The following is a 26,561-nucleotide window of genomic DNA, read 5'->3' as shown; positions in this document are numbered from 1 at the left end:
TCGGTACGTTATTTTGTTTTGGACTTCATCGCCCGGCGAATACAGAGGGCGGCGCCGCCCCAGGTAATGCCGAGCCCGATCAGCATCATGATGATGGCTCCGGTGCTCATACGGTGGTCTCCTTCTTGCTGCTGGCGTTGATGATGATGGCCACCACCAGCATCAGTGCAATCATGCCCCAGCCGATAAAGGTCACGTCATTATCTGAGTAGCCGCCGTAGTTCTCACGGAAGGCACCCAGAATGTTGTTGAACAGGATCACCACCAGAATACCGATGGAAACGAATTTGATGCAGATGGCCCACCAGCCGCCGATGGTGAACTCGGACAAGCGGTTGGCATGGGCACGGTAATCTTGCAGTTTGCACAGCCAGCCGACCAGGAACAGCTCCAGCAGGCAGGAGCCGAGCAGGGCGATGTTGTTGATGAAGTAATCCACCAGATCCAGCAGCAGCAGGCCGCCCTGGGTGATGAACAGCAGGCTTACCACCAGGCCGGTCGAGCAGAAGACGGTGGCGGTTTTCGGGCGGCTCCAGCCCAGCTTGTCCATCAGGCCGGTGGTGACCGCCTCGGCGATGGAGATGTGGGAGCTGATACCGGCAAACACCAGGGCCAGGAAGAACAGCGGCCCCATCACGCCCGGTGCGGGCAGCAGGTTGATGGCGGTAGGTAGGGTCACGAAGGCGAGACCCACGCCGGAGCTCACTACCTCGGTCAGCTCCTTGCCCTGGGCATTGGCCATGTAGCCGAGGGCACCGAAGATCATGATACCGGCCAGCATAGAAAAGCCGCAGTTCATCAACACCGTCATGAAGGCGTTATTGTTGATGTCGGACTTTTCCGGCAGGTAACTGGCGTAAGACAGCATGATGGCGAAGCCGACACTCAGGGTGAAGAAAATCTGGCCGTAAGCGGCAGACCACACCTTGAGATCCCAGATTTTGCTGAAATCAGGCTCCAGTAGCCAATTGATGCCGTTTAGTGCACCGGGCAAAAAGGCGATGCGGCCGATCAGCAACAATACCATCACGAACAGCAGCGGCATCAGTACCTTGTTGACCTTCTCGATACCGCCTTTTACGCCCCGGTAGGTAGCGAAATAGGTGGCAGCCCAGGCCAGACACAGGGGCAGCAGCAGGTGCCATTGCAGGCTACCCAGGCTGGAAGGTGCGCTGTCGTCGCCCAGTCCCAGGAATTCACCGAAGAAGAAGCCGTTGCTGTCTTCCCCCCAGGCCTGGGTAAAGGCGAAGTAGGCATAGGAAATGGCCCAGGCAATCACCACCACATAGTAGAAGGCGATAATGGCCGAGATCATGACCTGGAACCAGCCCAGCCACTCAAAACGCGTATTCAGGGCCTTGAGCGTCCTGGGGGCGCCGGAGCGGTATTTATGACCCAGAGTAAATTCCAGGATCATGAAGGGAATGCCTGCGGTCAGCATGGCAAACAGGTAAGGAATGAAAAAGGCGCCACCGCCATTTTCATATGCCATGTAAGGGAAGCGCCAGATGTTACCCAGGCCGACGGCAGAGCCGACGGCGGCAAGGATAAAGCCGGTGCGAGAACCCCATTGTTCTCGTTTCATAGTGACTCCTAAGCGGGATATATCAGATGTAAGGATAGATAAGCGGGCGCAGGGTAGGGAGAGCGGGCAATAAAAGCAACGAGTCAATTGGCTATCTCGGCGTATTTTAACCTTGGATAAAAGGGGTTACTGCCACTTTTGCGGTGATATTGATTGTTTTTTATTGTTAATCTGGCGTTATTGTCTGTTGTTGTGGGGTGGAGCCAGCGCATCTGTGTTTTTTGCATTTTGATAATAATTGTCGAAAGGCGCACATTTGGTTGGCTGTAGAGGTGATTTGGTATTTATGCAGAATATCCTCTTGATTGTGGGCTGATAGGCCGGTTGATTCGTTTTTTATGCAGTTACTCTGGTCCCGAAAGGAAATGAGGTAGGATTTTTAATCTTTTTAATGGTGTGCTGTTCGGCATGCTTGTGCATGGTTTGTTAAGGCATTGATAAAGGGTTGATTGTTATTTTATATAGAACGCTAACACATTATAAAAACTAATACTGCGTTCGAATAAAAGTGGGTTGAGCCGGTATCAATGGCTCTCTATGCTGTGCCCGACATCAGCTCAGGAGGCGCATCATGAATACCACAACATATCAAACTCAAGACCTGTCCTTTTCAGGCAAAAAACCGGCTCAACCGGGCCTGTTGGCTACCTTGGAACTGTGGCTGCAGCGTACCCGCACTCGCCGTCAGCTGTCCGAGCTGCCGGCCTATCTGCTGAAAGACATTGGCCTGAATGAATCAGATCGCTATCAGGAGATCAGCAAGCCGTTCTGGCAGCAATAAACCGGCAAGGATGCGCCCGAAAAAAGCCGCTGACGTTCAGCGGCTTTTTTGCGTTTACGGCATGAGTGGGCCTCATGCGAAGACGAAGAAATACACCGCCAGCATGCCGATACAGACCAGGTTGAGCACAAAACCCGCCTTCATCATGTCTTTCTGGCGAATGTAACCGGAGCCGAACACGATGGCGTTGGGCGGGGTAGCCACCGGCAGCATGAAGGCGCAGGAGGCAGATACCGCAATGACCGAGGCTACCATCACCGGGGTCAGCCCCAGGCCTTCGGCCACCGCCACAAACACCGGGATCAACAGCGCCGCACTGGCGGTGTTGGACGCCAGCTCGGTCAGGAATACCACAAAGGCGGTAATGACCAGCAGGATCACGAAGGGGCTGGCATGACCCAGCATATCGGTCAGGTGATGGGCGAGGAACTCGCTGGTGCCGGTGGTTTTCAGCACATGGCTCAGGGTGAGGCCACCGCCAAACAGCAGTAATACACCCCAGTCGGTGTGTTTTTCAATGTGCTTCCATTCCGCCACCCGGGTGATGCCGATCAGGGCAATGGCCAATAACGCGACTATGGTGTCGAAGGATGCCAGGCCGCCGAGAGCCTTGGACACGGGGCCGGAGAACACCCACAGACACACGGTCAGGGCAAAGATGGCCAGGGTGATCTTACGCTTGCCGGTCCAGCTGATATGCTCTTCGGCCAGCTCGACACGCTCGCCCAGTTTGGGGCGGAACAACAGGTAGAGTACCAGAACGGCCACCGGCAGCAGCAGCAGGGTAATGGGCAGGCCCAGGGCCATCCATTCGCTGAAGCTCAGCCCGACCTGGGCGGCGGCAATGGCATTGGGCGGGCTGCCGACCAGGGTGGCGATGCCGCCGATGCTGGCGCTGTAGGCCACGCCCAGCAGCACGAAGAGATAAGTACTGCGATGACGCTCGGCATCCAGACAGCTCAGCAGGCCCAATGCCAGCGGCAGCATCATGACGGTGGTGGCGGTGTTGCTGATCCACATCGACAGAAAGGCGGCGGTCGCAAACAGCAAAAACACGGCGGTACCGAGCCGGCCCCTGGCCAGTTGCAGGATCCGGCCGGCAATCAGCCGGTCGAGTTGCTGGCTGTGCATGGCGGCGGCCAGTGCAAAACCACCCAGAAACAGAAAAATGATGGAATTTGAGAAATTGCTCAGGGCCGCATTGGTATCCAGTACGCCGAGCAGGGTCGCCAGCAGCGGCACCAGCAGGGCAGTGATGGTAATATGGACCGCCTCGGTCAGCCAGAGCACGGCAATAAAGACCAGCAGGCTCAGCCCCTTGGTAACGCCGGGATCGAAAGGCAGCGTATTGAGCAAAAACAGGAACAGGATCAGGTTGGCGCTGAGAATGCCCCACCTGGCCCTGGTGTTTACACTTTGTTGTGGAGTCTCGTCGGACATGTTTTTTTCTCGTTATGTTGTTGTTTTGGTTGCGATTGTGAGTATATCACCAGATGATGGATACAAAAGATGATGAGGGTGGCAAAACGGCGCATTCTTCTGGCCCCGCGCTGGGCGATACTGGCTTATGCGCTCATTATGTCCTTGTTGCTACTGGGCTATGGTGGCAACCAGTATAGTCAGTATCGCTATTATCAGGCGTTACAGCAGCAGACCGAGCCGGTACTGAAGGCCCTGAATCAACAGCACAGGGTGACGACCAATGCAGACAGCGGCCTGCTACTGAGCGAGCAGGTCACCTCGCTGGCGTTGGCGGTGTCACACTTTGTTCAGTTTATCGAACAACACCCGACTCCGCTGGTAGGCGTCGACGAGGTGCTTGCCGAACTGAACCATTATCAAGAGACCCTACAGGCCCTGCAGGATGCGGATATGCGCGGGCGTTATGCGCTGAAGTCGTTCGCCGACGCCCTCCAATTACTGCCGGCCCGGCCGATGTACGAACAGTTACTGCAGCATAGTCGGCTCTATCTGACCGCGCCTAACCAGTTGTTTCTGTATGCGCTCGACGCCGAAGCCGAGCGCTTGCAGCAAGCGGCCGGTGCCGAGTGGCAGGATACGCTCTATTACCATCAGCTCTATCGGCACAGCCTGGGAGAGGTGATACGGCTGCGCGAAGCGATTGCGGCGGATGATCTTTCTGCTCTGTTCGAACGGATCACAGCCTGGCGGCTCCAGGCCGAAGACAGCTGGGAAAGTATACAGATGGTAGTGGCATTGCTGCTGCTGCTGTTCTTCAGCCTTGGGCTGCTGTTGCTGGCGGTACGCAACCGGCAGTTGCGCGAGGCGAGCCAGGCCTCTTTTGCGCTGGCTCAGGCCAAAACCGACTTTCTTGCCAACATGAGCCACGAAATTCGTACCCCCATGAACGCCATCATCGGCTTTGCTTCCCTGTTGCAGCAGACGCCACTGAATGTGCAACAGGCCGAATACCTGAAAAAAATCAAGAACTCGTCCGACAACCTCTTGCTGTTGATCAACGACATTCTGGATCTGACCAAGGTAGAGGCGGGCAAGCTGGAACTGGAAGATATCGAGTTTGATATCAACGAACTGCTTGAACGGCTGTCCGGGCTCTTTGCCGACATGTCCGAGCAGAAACAGCTGGAGGTCATCATCAACAAGGTCGCCGATGTGCCCGACTGTTTGCGTGGTGACCCATTACGGCTGGGACAGGTGCTGGTCAACCTGGTCAACAATGCGGTCAAATTTACCGAGCGTGGCGAAGTGGTGTTGACGGTGTCGGTGTGCGCCGATCCCGAGCCCCGGATCTGTTTCGAGATCAGCGATACGGGCATCGGCATCATGCCCGACCAGCTCGACCGACTGTTCCTCTCCTTCACTCAGGTCGATGCCAGCACCACCCGCAAGTACGGTGGCAGTGGTCTGGGCCTGAGCATCAGTCGCCATCTGGTGCAGTTGATGGGAGGGACTATCGAGGTCTCGAGTCAGCCGGGACGGGGCTCCATCTTTACCGTCAGTCTGCCGGCGCAGCCGGCGGCGGTAGCCAGGGCCGAGTTGCCGCCGGCACACCTTGCTGGGAAAAAGGTGTTGTTGGTCGACGACAACGTCCTGGTGCTGGAATTGATGGGTCGGTTACTACGAGGATTGGGGATGGTGGTGTACGGCGCCCAGGATGTAGTGACGGGCAGAGAGTTGCTCCACAAGCGCGGCGTTGAGCTGGATTTGGCGTTAATCGATTGCTGCCTGGGGCAGGATAACGGCCTGGATCTGGCCCGTTACCTGGTGCAGCAGCCTCATTTTGGCCATATAGGCGTGGTGATCATGAGCGCCTTCGGCCGGGAGCGGCCAGATGTCCAGATGCGGACCTTGGGCATTCATCATTATCTGTCCAAGCCGGTCACAGAGCATAGCCTGCGTCTGTGTCTGAATCAGATGCTGGGTGATGACGCCAATACCGCAGGTCGAGCCGTGGTGACAGGCTTGCAGGATCTGGCGTTTTATCACGCCCGGCTGGCAGGAAAACAGATATTGCTGGCAGAAGACAATCGAATGAACCAGCAGTTGATCGTGGAGTTTCTGAAACAGGTCGAGGTATCGGTCACGCTGGCCGACAACGGTCGCCAGGCCGTTGAGCTGATGACCCGGCGCCGCTTCGATGCCATCCTGATGGACTTGCAGATGCCGATACTGGATGGGGTGGAGGCGACGCGCCAGATACGCAAGCTCAGGATACATCACGATATTCCCATCATCGCGCTCACCGCCAGCGCCATGCGTGGCGACCGGGAAGCCAGCCTGGATGCGGGTATGAATGGTTATGTCACCAAGCCGGTTAATCGCTTCGATCTCTACCAGGCCATGATGCAGGTATTGGCACTCTCGACGGAGCCGGTGGCAGAGGACAGGGCGGCCGATAACGCGGTCGCCGATCCCTTCGCCAGACAAAGGGCTGATTTCAGCGAACAACATCAGGACGATGTCTGGCTGTTGCAGGCCGCCCTGGCCGGCGAAGACTGGACGGAGGCGTTGGCGGTAGTGACAGAGCTGGCCACACAGGCCGAGGCCTGCGGGCTGACATCACTGGCGGCGCAGGCACTGGCATTGTGCGTGCCGTTGCAGCAGCGGCGGCGACCGGAGATGGAACAGCTGGCGGCTCTGACCGACTCTCTTGGCCGGCTGGCGAGCGGGCGACGGGATCCTGACATCGTGATTTCGTCAGATTGAGATGTTTGTCACATTTCATGCTTTGCCAGTTAATTGTTCTGGGTTTTTATTTTTTATTGAATTTATACACCATCGATAAAAGCGGGGTCAGATAAAGATAGAACCCCCGTATTTGCTGGCCGTTGTCCGGTTACTCCCGCCGGATTTCGCGCTGCGTTTTACTCTGGATTTTATTATTTTTTTAGATGATATTGTTGGCATATAAGCATCTTGGTAGGGGAGTGTCATGAAAGTATTAGTATTAGGTAGTGGTGTCGTCGGTGTTACCAGCGCCTGGTATCTGTCGCAACAGGGCCATGAGGTGGTGGTGGTCGACCGACAGCCTGACGCTGCCGAAGAAACCAGTTTCGCCAACGCCGGCCAGCTGTCCTTCGGCATGACCTCTCCCTGGGCCGCCCCCGGTATTCCCCAGAAAGCTGTCAAGTGGATGTTCCAGTCCCATGCACCGCTCAAGGTGCGCCCCAGCCTCAATCCGGCACAGTGGCAGTTTATGCTGTCAATGCTGGCCAACTGCAATGAAAAATCCTACGGCGTTAACAAGTCGCGCATGGTACGGGTATCCGAATACAGCCGTCAGTGCATCAACGCGCTGCAGGAAGAGCTGAAACTGCCGTTCGAAGGCCGCAAACAGGGTCTGTTGCAGGTATTCCGCACCCAGAAGCAGATTGATGACGCCGCCAAGGACATCAAGGTGTTGCAGGAATTCGACGTGGCTCATGCCATGCTGAACGTGGACGAATGCATTGCCCGCGAGCCGGCCCTGGCTCGGGTGAAGCACAAGCTGGCGGGCGGCCTGCATTTTCCCGAAGATCAGACCGGAGACTGCAACCTCTTTACCAAGTCGCTGGTGAAGAAGTGTCAGGAAAATGGCGTTGTGTTCAAGTTCAACACCGAGATCAAGGCCCTGGTCAGCGAAGGCGACAGCATCCGCGGCGCACAAACGTCTCATGGTCTGGAAACCGCCGATCAGGTACTGGTGTGCATGGGCAGCTATTCTCCTTTCCTGCTCAGCCCGCTGGGTATCCGCCTGCCGGTCTACCCGATCAAGGGTTACTCGCTGACCATCGACATCAAGAACGACGCCGATGCGCCCCAGTCCACCGTGATGGATGAAACCTACAAGGTGGCCATTACCCGGTTCGAAAACCGTATTCGTGCCGCCGGCACCGCCGAACTGGCCGACTTCAATGCCGACTTGCCCAATGCCCGTCGTGCCACCATCGCCGAGTCGGTGAAGAGTCTGTTCCCCGAAGGCGGCAAAGTAGATGAAGCCGTGTTCTGGACCGGGTTCCGCCCCATGACCCCCGACGGCACCCCCATTATCGGCGCCACCCGTTACAAGAACCTGTGGCTGAACACCGGCCATGGCACCCTGGGCTGGACCATGGGGGCGGGCTCCGGCAAGCTGATTGCCGATCTGATCAGCGGCAACAAGCCGGAAATCGACGACAGCGGCCTGGCGTTCAGCCGCTACGGCTGAAGCGTTTCGTGGCACCGCCGCCGCCGGTTCCGGCGGCTGGACAGTACCATAGCAAGGCGCCATACTGGCGCCTTTTGCGTCTCTATCTATGTTTTCTACCCTGCTCAATATAGTGGTGCCGGTATTTGCGGTGGTGGCGGTGGGCTTCGCCTTCGGTCGTCGTCAACGCCATGCCGACATGGGATTCGTCAATCTGGCCAACGTGGCGGTGTTCTGCCCGGCGCTGGTGTTTTCTGCCCTTATCGACAATCCGGTGCGGCTGGGTACCAGTTGGCCGCTGATGTTGGCGGGCGTGCTGGTGATACTGCTGCCGGGCCTGCTGTTGTGCCTGTTTCGTTTTCGGGGGCTGGAACGCCGGACCCTGGTGCTGGGCGGCATGTTCCGCAACACCGGTAACATAGGCATTCCGCTGATGATGCTGGCCTATGGTGAAGATCAGCTCGGCGCCATCATCATACTGTTCGTGTTGTCCAATCTGATTCATTTTTCGCTGGGGCTTTTTATCCTGTCGCGCGAGGCCGGTCGCTGGCAATGGCTGAAAAACCCCATTATCTGGTCTGCGGTGCTGGGTATGGTGTTGGCGGATCATCCGACCCTGTTGCCCGAATTCGTCTATACCAGCGCCGGGCTGTTGGGGCAGATAGCGGTGCCGCTGATGTTGTTTGCCCTGGGCGTGCGGCTGTCGGGCGGTGAAATGGGCGATCTGGGACTGGCGCTGCGGGTCAACCTGGGTTATTTGCTGGCCGGGGCGGTAAGCCTGCTGCTGGTGGCCTGGTGGCTGCCGCTCAGCGCAGACTGGTTGCGATTGCTGGCGTTGTCGGTGATGCTGCCGCCGGCGGTACTCAATTATTTATTGTGTGAACAATATCGCTGTCAGCCCGATAAAATGGCCAGCATAGTCCTGCTCGGTAACGCCTTGTCGGTACTGACGATTCCGTTGGTGATCTATCTGACCCTGACGTTGCTCTGATTTTTATGCCGGGTGTATCTCTATGAATCCTTGATTTTAATCAAGATGGAATTTTAAAGGAGGGGCTATTAGAGCCCCTTTTCTAACTGTCTTATAGTGGCTTGTTTATAAATAGTTTTTATCTGTTTATACTGGCGTTTTGATTTTTTCATTCGGTGCAAATGGCTCTTATCTCTCGTTGGTTCAAACCCGCCAAAGCCTCATCTTCGGTGGGGATTTATCTTACTCCTCACTGCCTGATCGCCATCGATGAACACCCGCCACAACTGGTGGTACGACGTGAACTCGGTAACGGCGAGCCGGTGGCACAGGCGCTGCGTGCACTGCTGGATGAACAGCAATGGCAGGGGCGACGGCTGCATCTGGTGTTGAGCCGACTCTGGTATCGACAGAGTCAGATAGATAAACCCGCCATGCCCGATGATGAACTGGCACAGGCGCTGCCCTGGTGTATGAGAGAATTGGTGGATAAACCGTTAGACACCCTGTTGTTCGACTATATCGAGCTGCCGGCCAGCCCGACGGGGCAGGCACGCATTGCGGTATACAGCAGCGAGCGGGATCGCCTGGCCGAGCTGGTGCAGGCGGTGACGCCGCAATGTGACATCGCCACCATAGGGGTGGATGAACTGGCCATGGCCAACCTGCTTGAGCCTGAGGTCCGGGGCCTTTTGCTGCACAAGATGCCGGGGCAGGAGTTGACCCTGACCTTTATTCATCAGCGGCAATGGCATTTTTCCCGTACCATACGCGGCTTTCAGGCGCTGGATGACGAGCGGATGCCGGTCGATCAGTTTGTATTCGACAACCTGTTGCTGGAGCTGCAGCGCAGCATCGATTATGCGGTCGGGCAGCTCAAGCTCAATGCGCCCAATCGCTGGTACCTGGCACTGCCTCGGCGGGTGACACCGGCCATTCAGGAGGCAATCAGTCAGGTATTCAATATTCAGTCCGAGTCTTTAACCAGCGACACCCTGAGCCCCATCAGCCTGCCGGCGCTGGGGATATTGCGGGAGGAGCAAGCGTGAAACGGCGCATCGAGTTTTATCAGGCTGCCCTCAAACCCTCGCAAGACCCGGCCTCCATTGCCTTGCTGTGGCGCATTGGCCTGGTCATCGTCTTGCTCTGGGGCATCATGTTCGCCTATGCGGGCCTCAGCCAGTATCAGTTGCAGCAACAGAATCATGCCTTGCAGGCGGCGGTGTTGTCCGGTGAAAGCGATCTGAACCAGCTGCGCCAGGGACTGGCCGCGCTCAACAGCCGGCAGGATGACGGTCAGCAGGAACGGATAGAACAGAACATTAACGTGCGGCAGCGGTTGCTGAACGTCCTGCAGCAGGAAAATTTTGTGTCTTATGCCAATACCCTGAACGATCTGGCACGTATTCCCTGGCAGGGGGTGGCTTTGCAGGGCCTGACCTTGCAAGGCAAACGCATGGTGTTGCGTGGTGAGGCCGCCAGTGCCAGCCAGGTACCGGCCTGGATCCTCGGCTTCGAGCAGCGCGACAGCCTGCGCGGCCATGGCTTTGGCCAGCTCGAGATCAGCCGACGGCCCGAAGGCGGCCTGGGCTTCAGCCTCTATAGCGCAGAGGTGACCCCATGAGCCGATTAACCCAACGGCTGCAAGACTGGCAGCAACGCTTCGATGTCCTGTCCGGTCGGGAGCGCTGGCTGGTGCTGGGTGTCAGTTGGGCGCTGTTGGCCTGGATGGGGCTGCTGCTTTACGAAGCCACGATGCAGGCCGGTGTGATGCGTCTGGAGCAGGAACAGCGTGGGCTTCACCGCCAGTTGACCGAGCAACAACAACTGCGTGATGAACTCACTCAGGGCATAGCCCGGTTGTCGAACAGTGATCGAGAGCAACAGCTGGCACGGCTGAACCGCCGACTGAATAAACTCAACAAGAATGTCGAGCAGCGCATGCGCACCCTGGTGGGCCCGGAGCAGATGTCCGGGTTGTTGCTGACCATACTCGAGCAGAGCCAGGGGCTGGAACTGCGGGAGCTGAGCAATCAGCCGCCTCAACGGCTGACGGCGGCAGAAAATGTCGAGCCCCTGTATCGGCATGATTTGAGCCTGCATTTAAGCGGCAGTTATATGGCGTTGCTCGATTATGTACAGCGGCTGGAACAGCTGTCCGGACGAGTCTTCTGGCGTGGCCTGGAATTTGAGCTGGAGGAATATCCAGAGGCCAGTATTCGTCTCGATTTCTTTACCATCAGCCAATACAAGGAGCTGTTGCGTGGTTAATTCGTTATTGCTGCTGCTGTTGAGCAGCACCACGGGTCTGCAGGACCCGACCCGGCCATTAACGCCGATGGCCGTTGAATCGCCCCCTCAGACGCAACATCGGCAGCCGGCTCCGTTTCGGTTACAGGCCATCTTTACCGGCGGCAACCGGCCCAGCGCCATTATCGATGGCCGCCGTTACCAAACCGGTGATGCGGTTGCCAGCTACCGGCTGGTGCGTATAACACCGGATCATATTCTGCTTGAAGGCCAGGGCGCTCCCCTGACCCTGACTCTGTTTCCCTCATTATCAACCCCGGGTAGCCAATGAATTTTCCGATACGACCTTTAGCGGTGGCCTTGCTGGGCGCCTCTCTGGCTGCCTGTGTACATGCGCCGGATGGCTCTTTACCCAAGGCCGCGCTGGATGAGGCTTTGACCATGCGTCCGGATGCGGTGCCGGCGGCGGTAGAGCAGGAATTGCTCGGCGGCCGTTCGACGGCGGCGGCCCCGAGTGCCGAGCCGCGACTTCGTCGCTTCAATATTGCCGCCAATGACGTAGAGGCGGCCGACTTTTTCAATGCCCTGGCCAGCCAGCACGGTTTCAGTATTGCCGTGCATCCCGAAGTGCGGGGCACCATCAGCCTGAACCTGAGTCAGGTCTCCCTGGCCGATACCATGGCCGCGATTTCCCGGTTGTACGGTTATGGCATAGAACAACAGGGGGGTGTCTATCAGGTATATCCCAACGGGGTACGTACCCGCACCTTCAGCGTGAATTATCTGATGTTGTCGCGAGATGGCCTGTCGCAAACCGCCATCAGTGGCAGCAGCCTGTCGAGCGGTGAAGACGGTAATAGCGCCGGCAACAGCTCGACCCGCATCAACACCGAGTCCAGCAACGACTTCTGGGCCGATCTGGAGTCGGCATTGGGGCGGCTGATTGGCAACGAAGACGGCCGGGTGGTGGTCACCAACCCCCAGGCCGGACTGGTGAGCGTGCGGGCCGCCCCCGACGAGCTGGCGCTGGTGGAAGATTTTTTGAACCGGGCCGAACGCCAGCTCAAGCGTCAGGTGATACTGGAGGCCCGTATCATAGAGGTGGAGCTGAACGACGGTTATGAACAGGGGATCGACTGGCAGCATCTGAGTCGTGGTGCGGATACAGGTACCGTTCCCGGAAATAGCGGTAATTATCTGAATCCTATTGCGAACCTGGTGAGCGCAGGAGGCTCTTTTCAGTCGTATGTCGACAATGTGTTCACCTTTAGTGACGGCGATTTTACCTCCGTTATCACACTGCTGAAAACCCAGGGCGAGGTCAATACGCTCTCGAACCCCAGGGTGACCACCAGCAATAACCAGAAGGCGGTGATCAAGGTCGGCACCGACGAATATTTTGTTACCGATTTTTCGCTGACCACTACTACCAATAGTGCCACCAGTGAAACCACGCCCGATATTGAGCTGACCCCCTTCTTTTCCGGCATATCCCTAGATGTCACGCCGCAGATAGCGGAAGATAACAAGGTGCTGCTGCATATTCACCCCTCGGTGAGTGAAGTATCGGATGTGACCAAGATCATCCAGTTTGGCGATAGTCAGGCGGTGGCTTTGCCGCTGGCAAGCAGCACCATCAGGGAATCGGACACCATCGTCGAGGCCCGCTCCGGCGAGATGATCATCATCGGCGGTCTGATGCAGGAAAAACAGTCCAGCAGTGAAACCGGTTTGCCCATTCTGAGTGAAATTCCGGTGATAGGGCAACTGTTCAAGAGTCAGAAAATAGGTAACCAAAAAAGCGAGTTGGTGATCATGCTGCGTCCTGTGGTGGTGAATGAAAACACTTGGCAGACCGAACTACAGCGCTCACGCGATCTGCTGGAAAAATGGTATCCGCCGTTGCCCGAACCCTTCACGTCATTGCATAGCGGTATCCGTTGATGAAAGGCGCTCGTTATTGGTCTCGACTATTACTGATGCTGCTGCCGCTGGTACAGACGGCTCAGGCTCAGGCTCCCGATGAAGAAGAGTGGGAACTGTCCGAGTGGGCCGACCTCATGGTGGCGCCACCGGCGGCGGAAAGTTCGTTCAGCATCAGCGAAGTGACCCTGAGCCGGGGCGACTGGCTGGCCGACATCGGCCGGCAGGCCGATGCGGCTCTGGCCGCCGGTGACTGGGCCCGGGCCGAGTTTCGACTGGCTCAGGCGCTGGCTGAATACCCGGACGATCAGGAAACCCGGCTGCGACTGGCTTCACTTCAGTTTGGCCGTGGCGCCCTGGATCAGGCCCGGTCCCAGCTGCAGCAGGGACTGGAGCTGGACCCGGACCAGGCCGACATGCGCCTGGCACTGGCCCGCCTGCTGGCCGAACAGCAACGTTATAACGCGGCGCTTCAGGTATTGGATGAATCCTCTCCGTCCTTATCGCAACACCTCGACTATTACAGCCTCAAGGCAGATATGGCCCGGCGCAGCGGTCAGTGTGAACGGGCGGCAGAGACGTATCGCCAGCTGTTGGAGCATAGTCGGGTAGGTGGCTGGTGGCTGGGGCTGGGGCTATGCCAGCGCCAGTTGGGTGAAGACTTTTCCTCGGCCTTTCAACAGGCCCGGACCAGTGCCGATCTGGGCATGGCCTCGCAGCGTTTTGTAGAACAGCAACTGGAGCAACATGGCACAGCGCAAACTCACTAAACGTCTCGGCGAGCTGCTGATAGAGCATGATGTCATTAGTGCCCAGCAACTGGAGTCGGTCTTACAACAGCAGCAGCGCGAAGGCGGTCGTATCGGCACTCTGATAGTGCAGATGGGCATTCTGACCGAACTGGAGTTGCTCGGCTTTGTGGCCAGACAGCTGGACCTGCCCTTGCTGGATCTCAACAAAATCGAGATAAATCGTCAGGCGGTCAAGCTGTTGTCTGAAGTCTACGCCCGTCGCCACCGGGCGCTGGTCATCGCGGCAGACGATACCCAGGCCACCGTAGTGTTGTCGGATCCGGCGGATCTGGACACCCAGGATGCCATCGCCAACCTGCTGGTGCCACGTGAGATAAAGCTGGCGGTGGCGCCGCAGGATCAGTTGCTGGGGCTTTATGATCTGCTGTATCGGCGTACCGACGACATTGCCAACCTGGCCGAGCAACTGCAGGGCGAGAATACTCCCAACCGACCGGCACTGGAGGCGGCGGGGCTGGACGACAGCGACGCCACCGTGGCCAAGTTGCTGTATTCGATGTTTGAAGATGCGCTGCAGATTGGCGCCTCCGATGTGCATATCGAGCCCGAGAAAAGCCTGATCCGGCTGCGTATGCGTATCGACGGCCTGTTGCAGGAAACCGAGCTTAAAGAAGTGAACATAGCCCCGGCGCTGGTTTCCCGGCTCAAGCTGATGGCCGGGCTCGACATTGCCGAACGGCGGCTGCCGCAAGATGGCCGCTTCGCCCTGAAAATAAAAGACAGCCCGGTGGATGTGCGCATGGCTACCATGCCGGTGCAACATGGCGAAGCGGTGGTGTTGCGACTGCTGGATCAGTCAAGCGGTGTTCGTAGCCTGGCAGAAGCCGGCATGCCGCCGGCACTGCTGGCGGCCTTCCGGCGCAAGCTGACCAGTCCCAACGGCATTATTCTGGTGACCGGCCCCACCGGCAGCGGTAAAACCACCACCCTGTATGGCGCCTTGAGTGAACTGAATACTCCGGATCGCAAGATCATCACCGCCGAAGACCCGGTGGAATACCAATTGCCACGGGTCAATCAGGTACAGGTGAACATCAAGGCGGGCCTGACCTTCGCCCGCATCCTGCGCACCAGCCTGCGGCAGGACCCGGATATCTTGCTGATTGGTGAAATGCGCGATCAGGAAACCGCCGAAATAGCCATGCGTGGCGCGCTGACCGGTCACCTGGTGCTGTCTACCCTGCATACCAACGACGCCCCCAGCTCGGCGGTGCGACTGATGGACATGGGTGTCCCCGGTTATCTGGTAGCCAGCACCCTGAAGGGGGTGCTGGCCCAGCGACTGGTGCGCCGTCTGTGTGAACACTGCAGGGTGGTGCATGTACCCGAGCAGAGCGAACGGCAGTTCTTACGGTATCTGGAGCCCACTCTTGCCGACGGTCTTTTTTATCGGGGGGCAGGCTGTGCCAGCTGCAACCACAGCGGTTGCAAGGGACGGGCTGGGGTTTATGAATGGCTGGAGATCACCCAGGATATGGCCGACACCCTGCGCGAGCAGAATATAGAACGTTTTAACGAGCTGGTAGCGGCCGAGCCCGATTACATTACACTGGCACGTTCTGCCCTGCAGCTGGCGCTGGCGGGTGATATTGCCCTGAGTGAAGTGCTTCGTCTGGCCGAGTGGGTGGAATAATGGCGTTTTACCAATACAGAGCCCGAAACCGTCAGGGCCAGCTTAACGAAGGCCGGCTGGAAGCCGCCTCGTCTCAGGCGGCTGCCGAGAGTCTGCTGAGCGCGGGTTTGCTCCCGGTCGAGATCAAGGAGACTCGCGCCGGTACCAAGGGCTGGATGCAACTGCAGCAGTTCCTGAAAGGGGGCGTCAAGCCGGAGGTGCTGCTGATACTGAGCCGCCAGTTTGCCTCCCTGACCCGGGCAGGCATTCCCATACTGCGCATCGTCGAAGGACTGAGAGACACCACCGACAGCAAGGTGATGAGCGGGGCGCTGGACGAGGTCGCCTCGTCGCTGAATCAGGGCCAGACCCTGGCCAATGCCCTGGCGGCCCATCCGCACCTGTTCAGCAGCCTCTATGTGTCACTGGTGGAAGTCGGCGAAAGCACCGGCCAGCTGGAGCAGGCTTTCTTGCAATTGGCCCATTACTTTCAGCTGGAACTGGACACCCGCCGCCGGGTCAAGGCCGCCATTCGCTACCCCGTGTTTGTCAGCATCACCATGGTTGCGGCCATGGTGGTGATGAACATCTATGTGATCCCGGCCTTCAGCGGTATTTTTGCCAGCCTGGGGGCCGATTTGCCCTGGACCACCCGTTTCCTGATAGCCACGTCCAGCTTTTTTACCCAGTACATCGGTCATATGGCGGTGGGGTTGCCGGTAACAGGCGTATTGCTGTGGCGTTATGTCAACACCCCAGCCGGTCGATTGCGCTGGCACTGCTGGCAGTTGCGTATTCCCATCATGGGCCCGCTGATAAAACGCATTTTACTGGCTCGTTTTTGCCGCAGTTTTGCTATGATGCTGACCGCCGGCGTACCCATAGTCCGGGTACTGACCCTGGCGGGCAGTGCCACGGGCAACGCCTGGTTGACCCGCGCCATTCTGGGTATGGGCGAACAGTTGTCGTCGGGTCACAGCCTGTCGGCGGTGGCCGAGCAAAGCCGGGTATTTACGCCCCTTATTCTGCAGATGTTCAGAGTGGGTGAAGAAACCGGGCGAGTCGACGAAATGGTGATGGAAGGAGGCCGTTTCTACGAAGAAGAAGTGGATTACGACATCACCAACCTGACCTCGAAAATCGAGCCCATCCTCATCGTCTGTATCTCTATCATGGTGTTGATCCTGGCGCTGGGCATCTTTACCCCCATGTGGGACATGATGAAGGTGGTCAAGGGCTAGCAATGCAAAATGACTGATTTACAGGAATATCTTCGATATCATTTTAGATGAAAGAGATTGAAGGGTTTTATCTGGACCAGTATGATCAAAACAGAAATATCCACCATATCACTATCTATCACTAACGGAAAAATGAGGAAAGCATGAGAAAAACAGCGGGTTTTACCCTGATCGAACTGGTTATCGTTATCGTCATCCTGGGTATTCTGGGTGCCGTGGCTGCACCGCGCTTTATCAACCTACAGGGTGATGCGTATGAGGCGAATATCAATGCACTGAAAGGCTCACTTCAGTCGGCGGTAACATTGGCTAATACCCGTGCCATACTCGATGGGAAAGAAGAAGCGGATGGCACTTCTGAAGTAGTAACAGGTTTTGATGGTGTTGCATTTTTGGCGGGTTACCCTAAAGCAGAAGTAAACAATACTGGTATTTTGGGGACCTTACAGGACTTTGATCTGGCAGCTTATGACGTGACAGTCATAGATGCAGCAGCAGATGGTTCTACTGCAAGGGGCATTCGTATTCGCCCTGAAAATCGTAAAGCAGTAACGTGTGAAGTTGTCTATTACGAAGCGCAAAAAGCAGCAGCTCAAAACGGAGCTACTCCTGCTAAGCCTGCTCTTTTGCCAAAAATTAGTGCTGACATTTCTTCGTGTGATAATTAATACTTTTAAAGGCGGCTTAGGCCGCCTTTTTTAACCTCATGAATAAACCCCTTGGCTTTACCCTTATCGAATTGATACTGGTGCTGGTGCTGATTGGCATACTGGCGGCGGTGACCTTGCCACGACTGCAGTTAGGTAGCCAGTTCGAACAACGATTGCAGGCGGATAACCTGGTTGGCCTGTTGCGCCTGGTGCAGTTACGGGCCATGAACGACCCTAAGGCCGTGCAAACAGGTGCCGGTTTACAGCGTTGTGCCAGAGTCGTTATTACCAACACCGCTTTTTCTCTTACCCAAAACTGCGAGTCTACGGCAACGCTGCTTGCCGATAACGTGCTTGATGAACATACGGTTAACGGGCTGTTTGTCGGTAGTCGAAAGCTCGATATCAAGGCAAACCGGAATTTACCTCTGGTACTGCAATTTGGCAAAGTGGCAGAAAAAATAGAAGATATTGAATTTCTAAGTGAAGACAGCCGTTTGGGACGTCCCTTTATTAATGATACCCGGCTTGTCGAGACCCTTGAAATAACGATAGGCGGCAAAACCGTTCATATCGAAACCGAGGGTTATATTCATGCACCCTAGCCCCTATCGTCACAATAACCGCCGCAACAGCGGCGTCAGCCTGCTGGAATTTGTGCTGGGGCTGATGATACTGGCCATAGTACTGGTCGGGGGCGGGCTCTTCTTTGCAAGTCAGCCGCGTCAGCTTGATCCCGTGTTTCAGTTCCGGGCCGTATCACTGGCCGAAGCCCTGACCGAGCACGTGCTGGCGGTGAAGTTTGATGAGCGTAACCAGCCCGACAAACAGCTCAGGTGTACAGTCAACTGCACCAAAGAGAAAAATTTTGCTACAGACGGCAAGGAAAGTGGTTTAAGCGATTTTGATGACGTGGATGACTTTCAGATCTGGTGTGATGATGGTGCCATTAATGGCGAGGAACTGGCTAATCAGCTGGGTTTAACAGAAGTTCGGCTTTACCGACGGTTCACGGTAGAAACCTGTGTGGCAATGAACGACGATGATCCTGCCAATATCTTCAAACAGGTAGAGATAAAAGTCAGCATCGAGCGGGGTTCTACCCTCTCCTTTACCCTGCACAGGTACAACATTCGATGAAGGCGCGTGGCTTTACCCTGCTGGAGCTGGTGATTGTGCTGGTGCTGATCGGCATCAGCGCCATCTTCGGCACCCGTTTCATCGCCGACATGGCCACGACTTATGTGGGTACCGCCGAGCGTGGTCAGGCCCTTGCCGGCGCCCGTTTCGCCATGGAGCGTATCAAGCGAGAACTCAGCCTGGCCTACAGCCCGAGCGTGTATGTGAGTGCCAACGATGACGGCATTAATAAGCGTTGTGTCTCCTTCGTGCCGGTTCTGGCGTCGGGTCGTTATCTCGGTCAGGTAAAAGACGAAAGTGCGAGCTTTATTATTCCGCTGGTACAGCAAGGTAACGCCATTGAAGGCGTTAACCTGGCGGTGCGGGCCGACAGCGGCGAAGCGGTGTGGCAGGATTATCCGCAGCAGCCATTGCCCACCAATGTCGCCGAGTTTAAAAATTTGGCAGCACCGGCACCCGCCATACTGCCTTTTGAGGATGCCTTTAATAGCCCGTTGCCCAGTTTTGAGTGGGAAGGCATGGGTGAGCGCTATGTTCTACTGCAGCGGTGGCAGGTGCGTTTTTGCCTGGATAATCAAGGCGAACTCTGGCGAGAGGAAAAAGAAGGTACCACCGATTGGTCTGACAAAACTTTGATGTTGACCGGCCTCACATCCGACGCGCTTTATACAGGCTACAATGGGCCTCTTCAACTGCTGGGCGTCAATTTCAGGCTGGCGACCCGAGAAGGAGAATTGGTGTTGCCCAGCCAGATTCAGGTGATTTATGAACCCTGATATCACTCCCGACCTTTGCCCAGGGCAGCGTGGCAGCATGCTGCTGAGTGTACTCTTTATCATTTTGGTGCTGGCGGCCCTGATGGCGGGCCTGGCCACCTTGTCGAGCCAGAGCAGCCAGCAGCTGGTGTACGAAGTTCAGGCGCTGAAGGCCCGCCTGGCCGCCGAGTCGGTACTGGAAAAACAAGTTTTTGCTTTGCTGAACAGTATCGATGCCGATGTGGTTTCCGAGGAAGACGATATGAATGGCTGCAGTGCTTATATAGTCGATCCGCTTAATAGAGCCGAGGCTGCGGGAATTAAACAGGTAAATGTGACCGCGGTTGGAAACTGTGACTCTGGCCAACTGACGGTGATCCGCAACATAGAAGTAGAGGTGATTGAATGAAAATTAAATACTGCTTGTTGAGTACCTTGCTTTTTCCCTTTTCCGGGTTGGCTGCCGATATTGACACCTTGTTTCCCTATGCAGCGCAAAGCCACAATAATAACGGCGAAATTGATATGGAAGGGGGGACTGTAATCAATGGAACTCGTAACGAGAGTGGTGATCTTGATTTCATAAAAAACGATGACTTGAAGGGCCGCTGTGATGGAAGAAAATGCAAAATAACCGGCGATATTACGCCTAATTATTCCTTGCCGGGTTTTAACGATTATCCGTTTTCTCTACCTGAATTTAAGACTACCTCTGCGAACAATAATGCCACATGCCGCGGCTCCGGCAATATCACCTATTCCAAATCCGAGTATAATTCCGTCAGTGCCAGTGGCAGTTGTGATATCCACCTTACTAATGATGGTGATGTTGTTATTCGTGATGAAATATCGGCCAGTGGCAGTGCCGACTTATATCTTGAGGCTGGAAATTACTGGATGGACTCCTTTAGTCTGTCCGGTAGTTCAAAAGTAATCATCACTACGCAGGGTGAAGTTAATCTGTATGTCAGAGATAAGGTTAATCTGACAGGTGGTTCTCCACTGGGCAGTGTCGATTTACCGGTAAATCTTATTCATTATGGTGATGATGATATCGAACTGGCCGGGTCCCTGACCTGGTACGGTAATTTGTCCAGTATGGCGGACCTTACAGTCACTGGAAGCAGTAAATTGTATGGAGCGGTTCAGGCTCGCTCGCTGAAACTGGGAGGAAGCTCCCGTCTCTACCAGACCTCCGGGGATTACTGGTTTGAGGATGTGGAGCTGGGCGGCAGTAGCAGGTTGATACCTACGGGTGATGGTATTACTCGCCTGTATGTCCGCGACGAGCTGGAACTCGAAGGCAGTGCCGAGTTGGGATTGGATGGACAGTCATTACTGGTGCTGGTTTATGGTGATCAGGACGATGATGGCGACGACGGTGACGTGGATCTGGCAGGCTCATCGGACATTTACGGCCATCTTTATATTCAGGGAGACCTGGAAATGGGAGGGTCCACGCGTATTTATGGTGCCGTTAACGTCGTTGATCTCGAAATGGAGGGAAGCTCGGCGATCCACTATCGTGAGTTGGAGGTATCGGTATCGGATAAAGTTCACCATTATGAACTGCACTTCAACAGCTGTAGCGCCGATCTTACCGTGAAAGCCTGTGGTGATGCGACTTGCTCGTCCGAGGCTCTCTATAAAGAAAATGCGACTGTGCATGTCAAGAATCAGAGAAAACCATCGAAAAACATATACAAATTTAAAGACTTCCAAAGGCAGGCCAGCCGAAATATATCCAGTGAAGCCCAGAAACTGAATTATTACTTTGAGTTAGGTTACCAAAGTAACGGCAATGGTAACCTTAACCCCAAGCCCGATAATGATTTGGTCTGTTATGTTGACGGTGAAAAAACCTGTATGGTAAACGGGCGGAGTGGCGGAGGGGACTCTGGAGAACTCCGGCTTATCATTGATACCGCCTATGCAGGTGGAAAATCGGCCATGAGACTCACCGGAGCTTGCTTGCCTGAGAATGGCGAGACTGAGGTCTTGTTGCACTTTGATAGCAACGAAAGTGGTTCGCAAGAAGCGATCACTCTGAGCAGGGGTGACAATGTTATCACCTTGTCACCCTACGATAGCAAAGCATTGCGTTTACCTGTTAGTGGTGCTTTCTTGAGTTATCCCGTTGCGGATGTGCTTACAGTAAGTATTCAGCAGGCTCTGCCAGAGGGTGATTATGGCAAGCGTATCACAGACAGTGTGGCTTTTGTTCCTAAATCCTGGCAGATACAAAAGCCGGTAAAATGCAGCAGCGATGATGGCTTTAACTATGAGCAAGATGCCGATAATTGCACCGTACTGGCGCATGCCGGTGATACACTTTATTTTGGTGTCTCGGCATTAGATATTAATGAGCAACTATTGCCTCTAGCGTGGTTATCAGAGCAAAAAATTGATAACTCTATTAAGGCTGAAATTAAAAATCCCGGCTTCAGGGGGAATAATGGGGATTTTGCATTCAATGCTGATAATGAAACTATCTCCCAGCACTCCCTCAAGAGTAACATCGTTGGTTTGCTCGAAGTGGCGGCTGCACCCTGGGTCGCCGGATATATTCCCGAAGGAGATAGCAAGCTGACAACGGAAGGTGATATTCAGAACATCGGCCGGACCGTGCCTGCCGTGCTGCAGGCTACTGCCATTGCCGGCGATGTTGAAGGCGATGTGATATATGCCGGCAAACCCGGTGTGAATTTCATCACCAAACCCTCTTTTACCGTGGAGGGGCTGGATGTAGCTGGTAAGCCGCTGCCCAGCTACAGCGGTGGGTTTGCCGGGGGTCTTAAGACTAACGGCAATGTTCAGGCCGAGCTGGAGACTATGTTGTCATATTCCGACTTGACGTTGACTTATTCGGAGCCTGTGCCAGGACAGCACCTGATCACACTGAACCCGGATAAACTGAAGTTTATTAAAGATGAACCTTTTGCCGAAACTGCATTAGCTTTGCCGTTGGCACTCAACATTGTCGATCATGACGGAACCTCGGGGCTTGAAAGTGGAACTTCTTTGGGGCAGGCAGAAGACAAATTACGGTATGGTTTTCTGACGCTGGCGGATACTGAAGTCAAGGTGGGGGAAGCTGGCCAGATGACAACGCGCCTGAATTACTTCGATACGAAGAATCAGCTTCTGGAAGACAAGCATACTGACTATAGTCTGTCTGGCGGACGGTCGGGCTACAGTCCAGTTCTCGATCCTGCCCTGATGCTGGGGCTTGACTCTCAAAATGTTGTGGTGGCTCCTTATGATAAGGAACAGAAAGGCATAAAGGTTGTGATTGAAGAACTGGATACTTGGCTGCGACCGGATCGGGGTGGTGAGCTGGTCGATCCCGAAGCTCGGCTGGATATTCTGACTCAGCCACGTCGTCGGGCCAACGACAGTACCTTCAACCGTCGTGAAGTGATCCACTGACCACTGCGTTGATAAGGGATCATGAATAGAGCAGGGCGCCCCGGCGCCCTTTGTTGTGTTTGTGACCCGTAACAGCGGATTTTGACATGGCGCAAGGTTCTGAATGATGCTTGTGTTAGAGTTAAGATGTAAAAATTAATAAATAACAGTAACCTAGCACACCTGGTAAGGATACCCGAGCAGTGCAGAACATCACCACGTATACGAAAAATTGGCCGCTACCAGCCGAGTTGTCTGGTTTCTCTTCGGGCCACAGTAGGCAATTCAAGCGTCAGCTGTTGCAGCACCTGTTTGATCATTCGATAGAGTCGATCATGGTGACCGACGAAGAAGGTATCATTCAGCAGGTTAATGCGGCCTTTACCCAGATCACCGGTTATGAAGCGGAAGAAGCCATCGGTCAGACCCCTCGGCTGGTGCAGTCGGTTCGGCACGAACCCGAGTTTTACCGACTTATGTGGCAGCAGTTGCAACAAAGTGGCAGTTGGAGCGGCCAGGTGTGGAACCGGCGCAAGACGGGCGAAGTCTATCTGCAATGGCTCAATATCAATAGCCTGACCGATGAGGGGGGCCGGGTGACGCATCGCGTCGCCATCGGCCATGATCTGACCGGCCTCAAGTCTGTTCATGACGAACGCCGCCTCTTTACCTTCAAGGATCCACTCACCCAGTTGGGTAATCGCCAGCTCTTGACCAGCCGGCTCGATCAGGCCCTGGCCGAAGCGGAGCGAAACAAGATACGGGTGGGCTTGATGGTGCTTGATATTGGCCGTCTGCGGCCGGTGAATGAGCAACTGGGGCTGGCCTGGGGCGATGATGTATTGCGCCAGCAGGCACGTACCTTGCAGGCGGCGGTGGATGAAGCCGACACCCTGGTGCGGCTGCAGGGCGATCAGTTTGCGGTGTTGCGCCACAGCCGGGCGGGGGATGCCGCCATGGCCCAACTGGCCGACAAGTTGCTGGGCCTGCTGGGTCAGCCGATAGTGTTGGCCGATCAAAACATCGTCAAGCTGCAATCGAGTATCGGCATTGCCATTTATCCGCGGGATGCCACCGACAATGCCGGTCTGCTGCAGGCGGCGGAGCATGCACATGCCATGGCCAAGCGGGCAGGGCGCAACCGCTTTCAGTTTGTGGATCAGCGACAGCACGATCTGCATCATCGGGAACTGCAAATCGAGCACAGTTTGCATCATGTGCTCAACACCGCCGCGGGCGAGGGCCTGAGCCTGCATTATCAGCCCCAGGTGTGTTCGAGTAGCGGCGAGATCCTGGCGATGGAAGCCTTGTTACGCTGGCAGCACCCGACACTGGGCCCTGTCTTTCCGGATGAATTTATTGCGGTGGCGGAGCAAAGTGGTCAGTCGGTACGGCTGGATCGCTGGGTGCTGGAGCAGGTCTGTGCCCAGGTGGCCAACTGGCTGCAAGATTATCCGCAACTGCCGATGGTGTCCGTTAATCTCAGCGCTCAGCAGTTCAGCCAGCCGGACTTTGCCGACTGGCTGCAGGCCTGCGTGGATAATGCCGGCATAGCGCCGACACGGCTGAAGCTGGAAGTGACCGAAACCACCATGATGGAGCATACAGACACGTGCGTGGCCATGCTGGAGCGCTTGCGCCAGATGGGTTTCAGAATTTCGCTCGATGATTTCGGCACCGGTTACTCGGCGCTGGCCTGTCTGCATCAGTATCCGCTGGATGAGCTGAAAATCGACCGCAGCTTCATGGTCGAGGCCAGCGTGAACGAGCGTGCCTTCATGTTGCTGAAAACCATTGTCAGCCTGGCGCAGCAGTTGTCGCTGAGCCTGGTGGTGGAAGGAGTGGAGCAGCAGGAACAGCTTGATTTGCTGGCCGATTTTGGTCCATTGATGGTACAGGGTTACTATTTTTACCGGCCGCTGCCGGTGGCAGACATCATGGCCCTGCTGGACGAGCGGCAGCCCGGGATCTGATACCAATCCGACTAAACGAATGATCTATTTCAGCTCAGTGTCAACGTCGGACAAAGGACCCGCTCATCCGACTCGCCGTGAATACATCCTTGTAGGCTCCACCGCGCCATCCTTGGCGCGGTGGGTCGGCAGAGCAGATCCCTTTGTCCTCTGTGATGCTCCGGTGTTGTCTGAGGCCTCAATATGATCAGATACTTAAGCCCTGTGCCTGTAGGTAGTGTTGCAAGCGCTCTTGTTCGTCGTTCTGCAGTTCAAGGCCCAGCTTGGTGCGGCGCCACAGAATATCGTCCACCGTGGTGGCCCATTCGTGCTCTATCAGATAATCCACTTCCTTCCGGTATAGGTGGTCGCCAAAGGCCTCCCCCATATCGTCCAGTTGCTCGCAGCCCTGCAAAAACCGGTGACACAGGGTGCCGTAGCTGCGCACAAAGCGTTGTAGCAGGACATCGGGCAGCCAGGAATAGTGGAATCGCAGCGCTTTGGCCAGCCGGGCCTGGGTGCTGAAGTTGCCACCGGGCAGCACGGCGGTGTGGGTCCAGGGCGGGCCGGCTTCGGGAAAGAAGCGGCACAGAGTACTGGTGGCGGCGTCGGCCAGCAGGCGATAGGTGGTGAGCTTGCCACCGAATACCGACAATAACGGGGGCTCGCCCCCGGGCGCATCCAACTCGAAGCTGTAATCGCGGGAGGCCCCTTGTGCATCACCGTCTGCATTGTCTATCAGGGGGCGCACCCCGGAATAGCGCCACACCAGATCTCCCGGGCTTACCTGCCGTTTGAAATAGCCGTTGACCAGATTACACAGATACGCCACTTCGGCATCGTCGATGGCGACCTCGGCCGGATCCCCTTCATAATCCACGTCCGTGGTGCCGATCAGCGAGAAGTGCTCCTGATAGGGGAGCACGAACACGATGCGCCGGTCCTCGTTTTGCAGGATATAGGCCTCGGGCCCGTCGTGCAGTCGCGGCACCAGAATATGGCTGCCCTTGACCAGCCGCAGTTGCCGGGGGGAAGGCATCGCCATGGTATCGGCAAAGAGCGAGCTGGCCCAGGGGCCGGCGGCATTGACCAACGCCCGGCTGCGGCATTGCCGCCGCTCGCCGGTGTCGGTGTTTTGCAGCGTCAGGTGCCAGAGGCCCTCTATACGCCGGGCCTTGATGCAACGGGTACGAGTCTGGATCTCGGCGCCTTGCTCGCGGGCGGCGATGGCGCACAGTACCACCAGCCGGGCATCGTCCACCCAAGCGTCGGAATACTCGAAGCCCTTGGTAATGTGTGCTTGCAAGGGGCTGTCGGCATTGAAGCAAATGGCGCAGGAGCCCGGCAGTCGCTTGCGCCGGGCGAGGTGGTCGTAAAGAAAAAGGCCGGCGCGGATCATCCAGGCCGGACGAAGATGCGGGCGGTGAGGAAGACGAAAGCGCAGCGGCCACATGATGTGTGGGGCGCTTTGCAGCAGTAACTCGCGCTCGGTCAGCGCCTTTTTGACCAGACCAAGTTCATGATGCTCCAGATAGCGCAGACCGCCATGAACCAGCTTGCTGCTGTTTGACGAAGTGGCCGAGGCCAAGTCCTTCATTTCGCACAAGCACACCTTGAGACCGCGACCCGCCGCGTCCATGGCGATGCCGGTACCGTTGACACCACCGCCGATCACCAACACATCATAAAGAGGGGAGTCTGTAGTCATCTGGTTCCTTATTGGCTGTTATATCAATTACATTAATCACCAGAGCAGGATTTGGTCTGTACCCCAGAGGCAACACAGCCGCCTCCCATGACACGCCATGAACTCATCCCTGAGGGCTCGGAAATGC

At 56.0% G+C, this 26,561-nt stretch carries 23 protein-coding genes; 19 read left to right on the top strand and 4 right to left on the bottom strand.

All coding sequences use genetic code 11. The annotated features are described in order from the left end of the window. Positions 1-8: 8 nt before the first annotated feature. Positions 9-110, bottom strand: coding sequence for a MetS family NSS transporter small subunit (locus ACLEIV_RS08740; RefSeq protein WP_104485092.1), 102 nt, complete (start codon positions 108-110; stop codon positions 9-11). Beyond that, on the bottom strand, positions 107-1,585 hold the full coding sequence (locus tag ACLEIV_RS08735) for a sodium-dependent transporter (RefSeq protein WP_410456269.1): 1,479 nt from the start codon (positions 1,583-1,585) through the stop codon (positions 107-109). Before ACLEIV_RS08735 ends, ACLEIV_RS08740 begins: the two co-directional genes overlap by 4 nt. A gap of 571 nt (positions 1,586-2,156) precedes the next feature. Here ACLEIV_RS08735 and ACLEIV_RS08730 point away from each other — a divergent pair. Continuing rightward, the gene (locus ACLEIV_RS08730) at positions 2,157-2,366 is read left to right on the top strand and encodes a DUF1127 domain-containing protein (protein ID WP_410456268.1); all 210 of its coding nucleotides are present in this window, start codon (positions 2,157-2,159) and stop codon (positions 2,364-2,366) included. A 72-nt stretch (positions 2,367-2,438) separates the two neighbouring features. Here the strand turns inward: ACLEIV_RS08730 and ACLEIV_RS08725 are convergent, their stop codons facing one another. Beyond that, positions 2,439-3,806, bottom strand: coding sequence for an SLC13 family permease (locus tag ACLEIV_RS08725; RefSeq protein WP_410456267.1), 1,368 nt, complete (start codon positions 3,804-3,806; stop codon positions 2,439-2,441). A gap of 69 nt (positions 3,807-3,875) precedes the next feature. Between ACLEIV_RS08725 and ACLEIV_RS08720 the strand changes: the two genes are divergently transcribed. The 18 genes from ACLEIV_RS08720 to ACLEIV_RS08635 all read left to right on the top strand — a co-directional run bounded on the left by ACLEIV_RS08720 (position 3,876) and on the right by ACLEIV_RS08635 (position 24,747). Then, positions 3,876-6,554, top strand: a complete 2,679-nt coding sequence (locus ACLEIV_RS08720; RefSeq protein WP_410456266.1) for a hybrid sensor histidine kinase/response regulator — start codon at positions 3,876-3,878, stop codon at positions 6,552-6,554. Positions 6,555-6,780: 226 nt separating this feature from the next. Next, positions 6,781-8,034, top strand: coding sequence for a D-amino acid dehydrogenase (locus tag ACLEIV_RS08715; RefSeq protein ID WP_410456265.1), 1,254 nt, complete (start codon positions 6,781-6,783; stop codon positions 8,032-8,034). An 88-nt stretch (positions 8,035-8,122) separates the two neighbouring features. After that, on the top strand, positions 8,123-9,004 hold the full coding sequence (locus ACLEIV_RS08710) for an AEC family transporter (RefSeq protein WP_410456264.1): 882 nt from the start codon (positions 8,123-8,125) through the stop codon (positions 9,002-9,004). 161 nt (positions 9,005-9,165) lie between these two features. Continuing rightward, a complete protein-coding gene (locus tag ACLEIV_RS08705; protein ID WP_410456263.1) occupies positions 9,166-10,032 on the top strand; it encodes an MSHA biogenesis protein MshI in 867 nt (288 codons plus the stop codon). After that, positions 10,029-10,607, top strand: a complete 579-nt coding sequence (locus ACLEIV_RS08700; protein ID WP_410456262.1) for a fimbrial assembly protein — start codon at positions 10,029-10,031, stop codon at positions 10,605-10,607. Before ACLEIV_RS08705 ends, ACLEIV_RS08700 begins: the two co-directional genes overlap by 4 nt. After that, positions 10,604-11,254, top strand: coding sequence for an MSHA biogenesis protein MshJ (locus tag ACLEIV_RS08695; RefSeq protein WP_410456261.1), 651 nt, complete (start codon positions 10,604-10,606; stop codon positions 11,252-11,254). Before ACLEIV_RS08700 ends, ACLEIV_RS08695 begins: the two co-directional genes overlap by 4 nt. Beyond that, a complete protein-coding gene (locus ACLEIV_RS08690; RefSeq protein ID WP_410456260.1) occupies positions 11,247-11,564 on the top strand; it encodes a hypothetical protein in 318 nt (105 codons plus the stop codon). The genes ACLEIV_RS08695 and ACLEIV_RS08690 overlap by 8 nt, the downstream gene beginning before the upstream one ends. Next, positions 11,561-13,177 carry a pilus (MSHA type) biogenesis protein MshL gene (mshL, locus tag ACLEIV_RS08685; protein WP_410456259.1) on the top strand — a complete coding sequence of 539 codons (1,617 nt, stop codon included), beginning with the start codon at positions 11,561-11,563 and terminating at the stop codon, positions 13,175-13,177. Before ACLEIV_RS08690 ends, mshL begins: the two co-directional genes overlap by 4 nt. After that, positions 13,177-13,926 (top strand): tetratricopeptide repeat protein, encoded by a 750-nt coding sequence (locus tag ACLEIV_RS08680; protein ID WP_410456258.1) that lies wholly within the window; start codon positions 13,177-13,179, stop codon positions 13,924-13,926. The genes mshL and ACLEIV_RS08680 overlap by 1 nt, the downstream gene beginning before the upstream one ends. Continuing rightward, complete coding sequence (locus ACLEIV_RS08675) at positions 13,904-15,601, top strand: GspE/PulE family protein (RefSeq protein ID WP_410456257.1); 1,698 nt, start codon at positions 13,904-13,906, stop codon at positions 15,599-15,601. Before ACLEIV_RS08680 ends, ACLEIV_RS08675 begins: the two co-directional genes overlap by 23 nt. Beyond that, the gene (locus ACLEIV_RS08670) at positions 15,601-16,821 is read left to right on the top strand and encodes a type II secretion system F family protein (protein ID WP_410456256.1); all 1,221 of its coding nucleotides are present in this window, start codon (positions 15,601-15,603) and stop codon (positions 16,819-16,821) included. The genes ACLEIV_RS08675 and ACLEIV_RS08670 overlap by 1 nt, the downstream gene beginning before the upstream one ends. A gap of 143 nt (positions 16,822-16,964) precedes the next feature. After that, complete coding sequence (locus tag ACLEIV_RS08665) at positions 16,965-17,489, top strand: pilus assembly FimT family protein (RefSeq protein ID WP_410456255.1); 525 nt, start codon at positions 16,965-16,967, stop codon at positions 17,487-17,489. Between the two features lie 38 nt (positions 17,490-17,527). Beyond that, complete coding sequence (locus ACLEIV_RS08660) at positions 17,528-18,076, top strand: prepilin-type N-terminal cleavage/methylation domain-containing protein (RefSeq protein ID WP_410456254.1); 549 nt, start codon at positions 17,528-17,530, stop codon at positions 18,074-18,076. Then, complete coding sequence (locus ACLEIV_RS08655; RefSeq protein WP_410456253.1) at positions 18,066-18,611, top strand: type IV pilus modification PilV family protein; 546 nt, start codon at positions 18,066-18,068, stop codon at positions 18,609-18,611. Before ACLEIV_RS08660 ends, ACLEIV_RS08655 begins: the two co-directional genes overlap by 11 nt. Further along, positions 18,608-19,387 carry a prepilin-type N-terminal cleavage/methylation domain-containing protein gene (locus ACLEIV_RS08650; RefSeq protein ID WP_410456252.1) on the top strand — a complete coding sequence of 260 codons (780 nt, stop codon included), beginning with the start codon at positions 18,608-18,610 and terminating at the stop codon, positions 19,385-19,387. The genes ACLEIV_RS08655 and ACLEIV_RS08650 overlap by 4 nt, the downstream gene beginning before the upstream one ends. After that, the gene (locus ACLEIV_RS08645) at positions 19,377-19,775 is read left to right on the top strand and encodes a type IV pilus modification PilV family protein (protein ID WP_410456251.1); all 399 of its coding nucleotides are present in this window, start codon (positions 19,377-19,379) and stop codon (positions 19,773-19,775) included. The genes ACLEIV_RS08650 and ACLEIV_RS08645 overlap by 11 nt, the downstream gene beginning before the upstream one ends. Further along, complete coding sequence (locus ACLEIV_RS08640) at positions 19,772-22,795, top strand: DUF6701 domain-containing protein (RefSeq protein ID WP_410456250.1); 3,024 nt, start codon at positions 19,772-19,774, stop codon at positions 22,793-22,795. The genes ACLEIV_RS08645 and ACLEIV_RS08640 overlap by 4 nt, the downstream gene beginning before the upstream one ends. Before the next feature lie 278 nt (positions 22,796-23,073). Continuing rightward, positions 23,074-24,747: a putative bifunctional diguanylate cyclase/phosphodiesterase gene (locus ACLEIV_RS08635; RefSeq protein WP_410456249.1), complete on the top strand. Its 1,674-nt coding sequence runs from the start codon at positions 23,074-23,076 to the stop codon at positions 24,745-24,747. A 187-nt stretch (positions 24,748-24,934) separates the two neighbouring features. On the opposite strand, the gene glpD is transcribed toward ACLEIV_RS08635, so the two are convergent. Further along, entirely contained in the window at positions 24,935-26,434 is a 1,500-nt protein-coding gene (gene glpD, locus ACLEIV_RS08630) for a glycerol-3-phosphate dehydrogenase (protein WP_410456248.1), read from the bottom strand. Positions 26,435-26,561: the final 127 nt, after the last annotated feature.

Origin of the sequence: Oceanisphaera submarina (assembly GCF_046521305.1) — a bacterium.
Lineage (GTDB): Bacteria > Pseudomonadota > Gammaproteobacteria > Enterobacterales > Aeromonadaceae > Oceanimonas > Oceanimonas submarina.
Note: the sequence above shows the minus strand (reverse complement) of the source record. Positions and strands in the feature narration are given on the sequence as shown.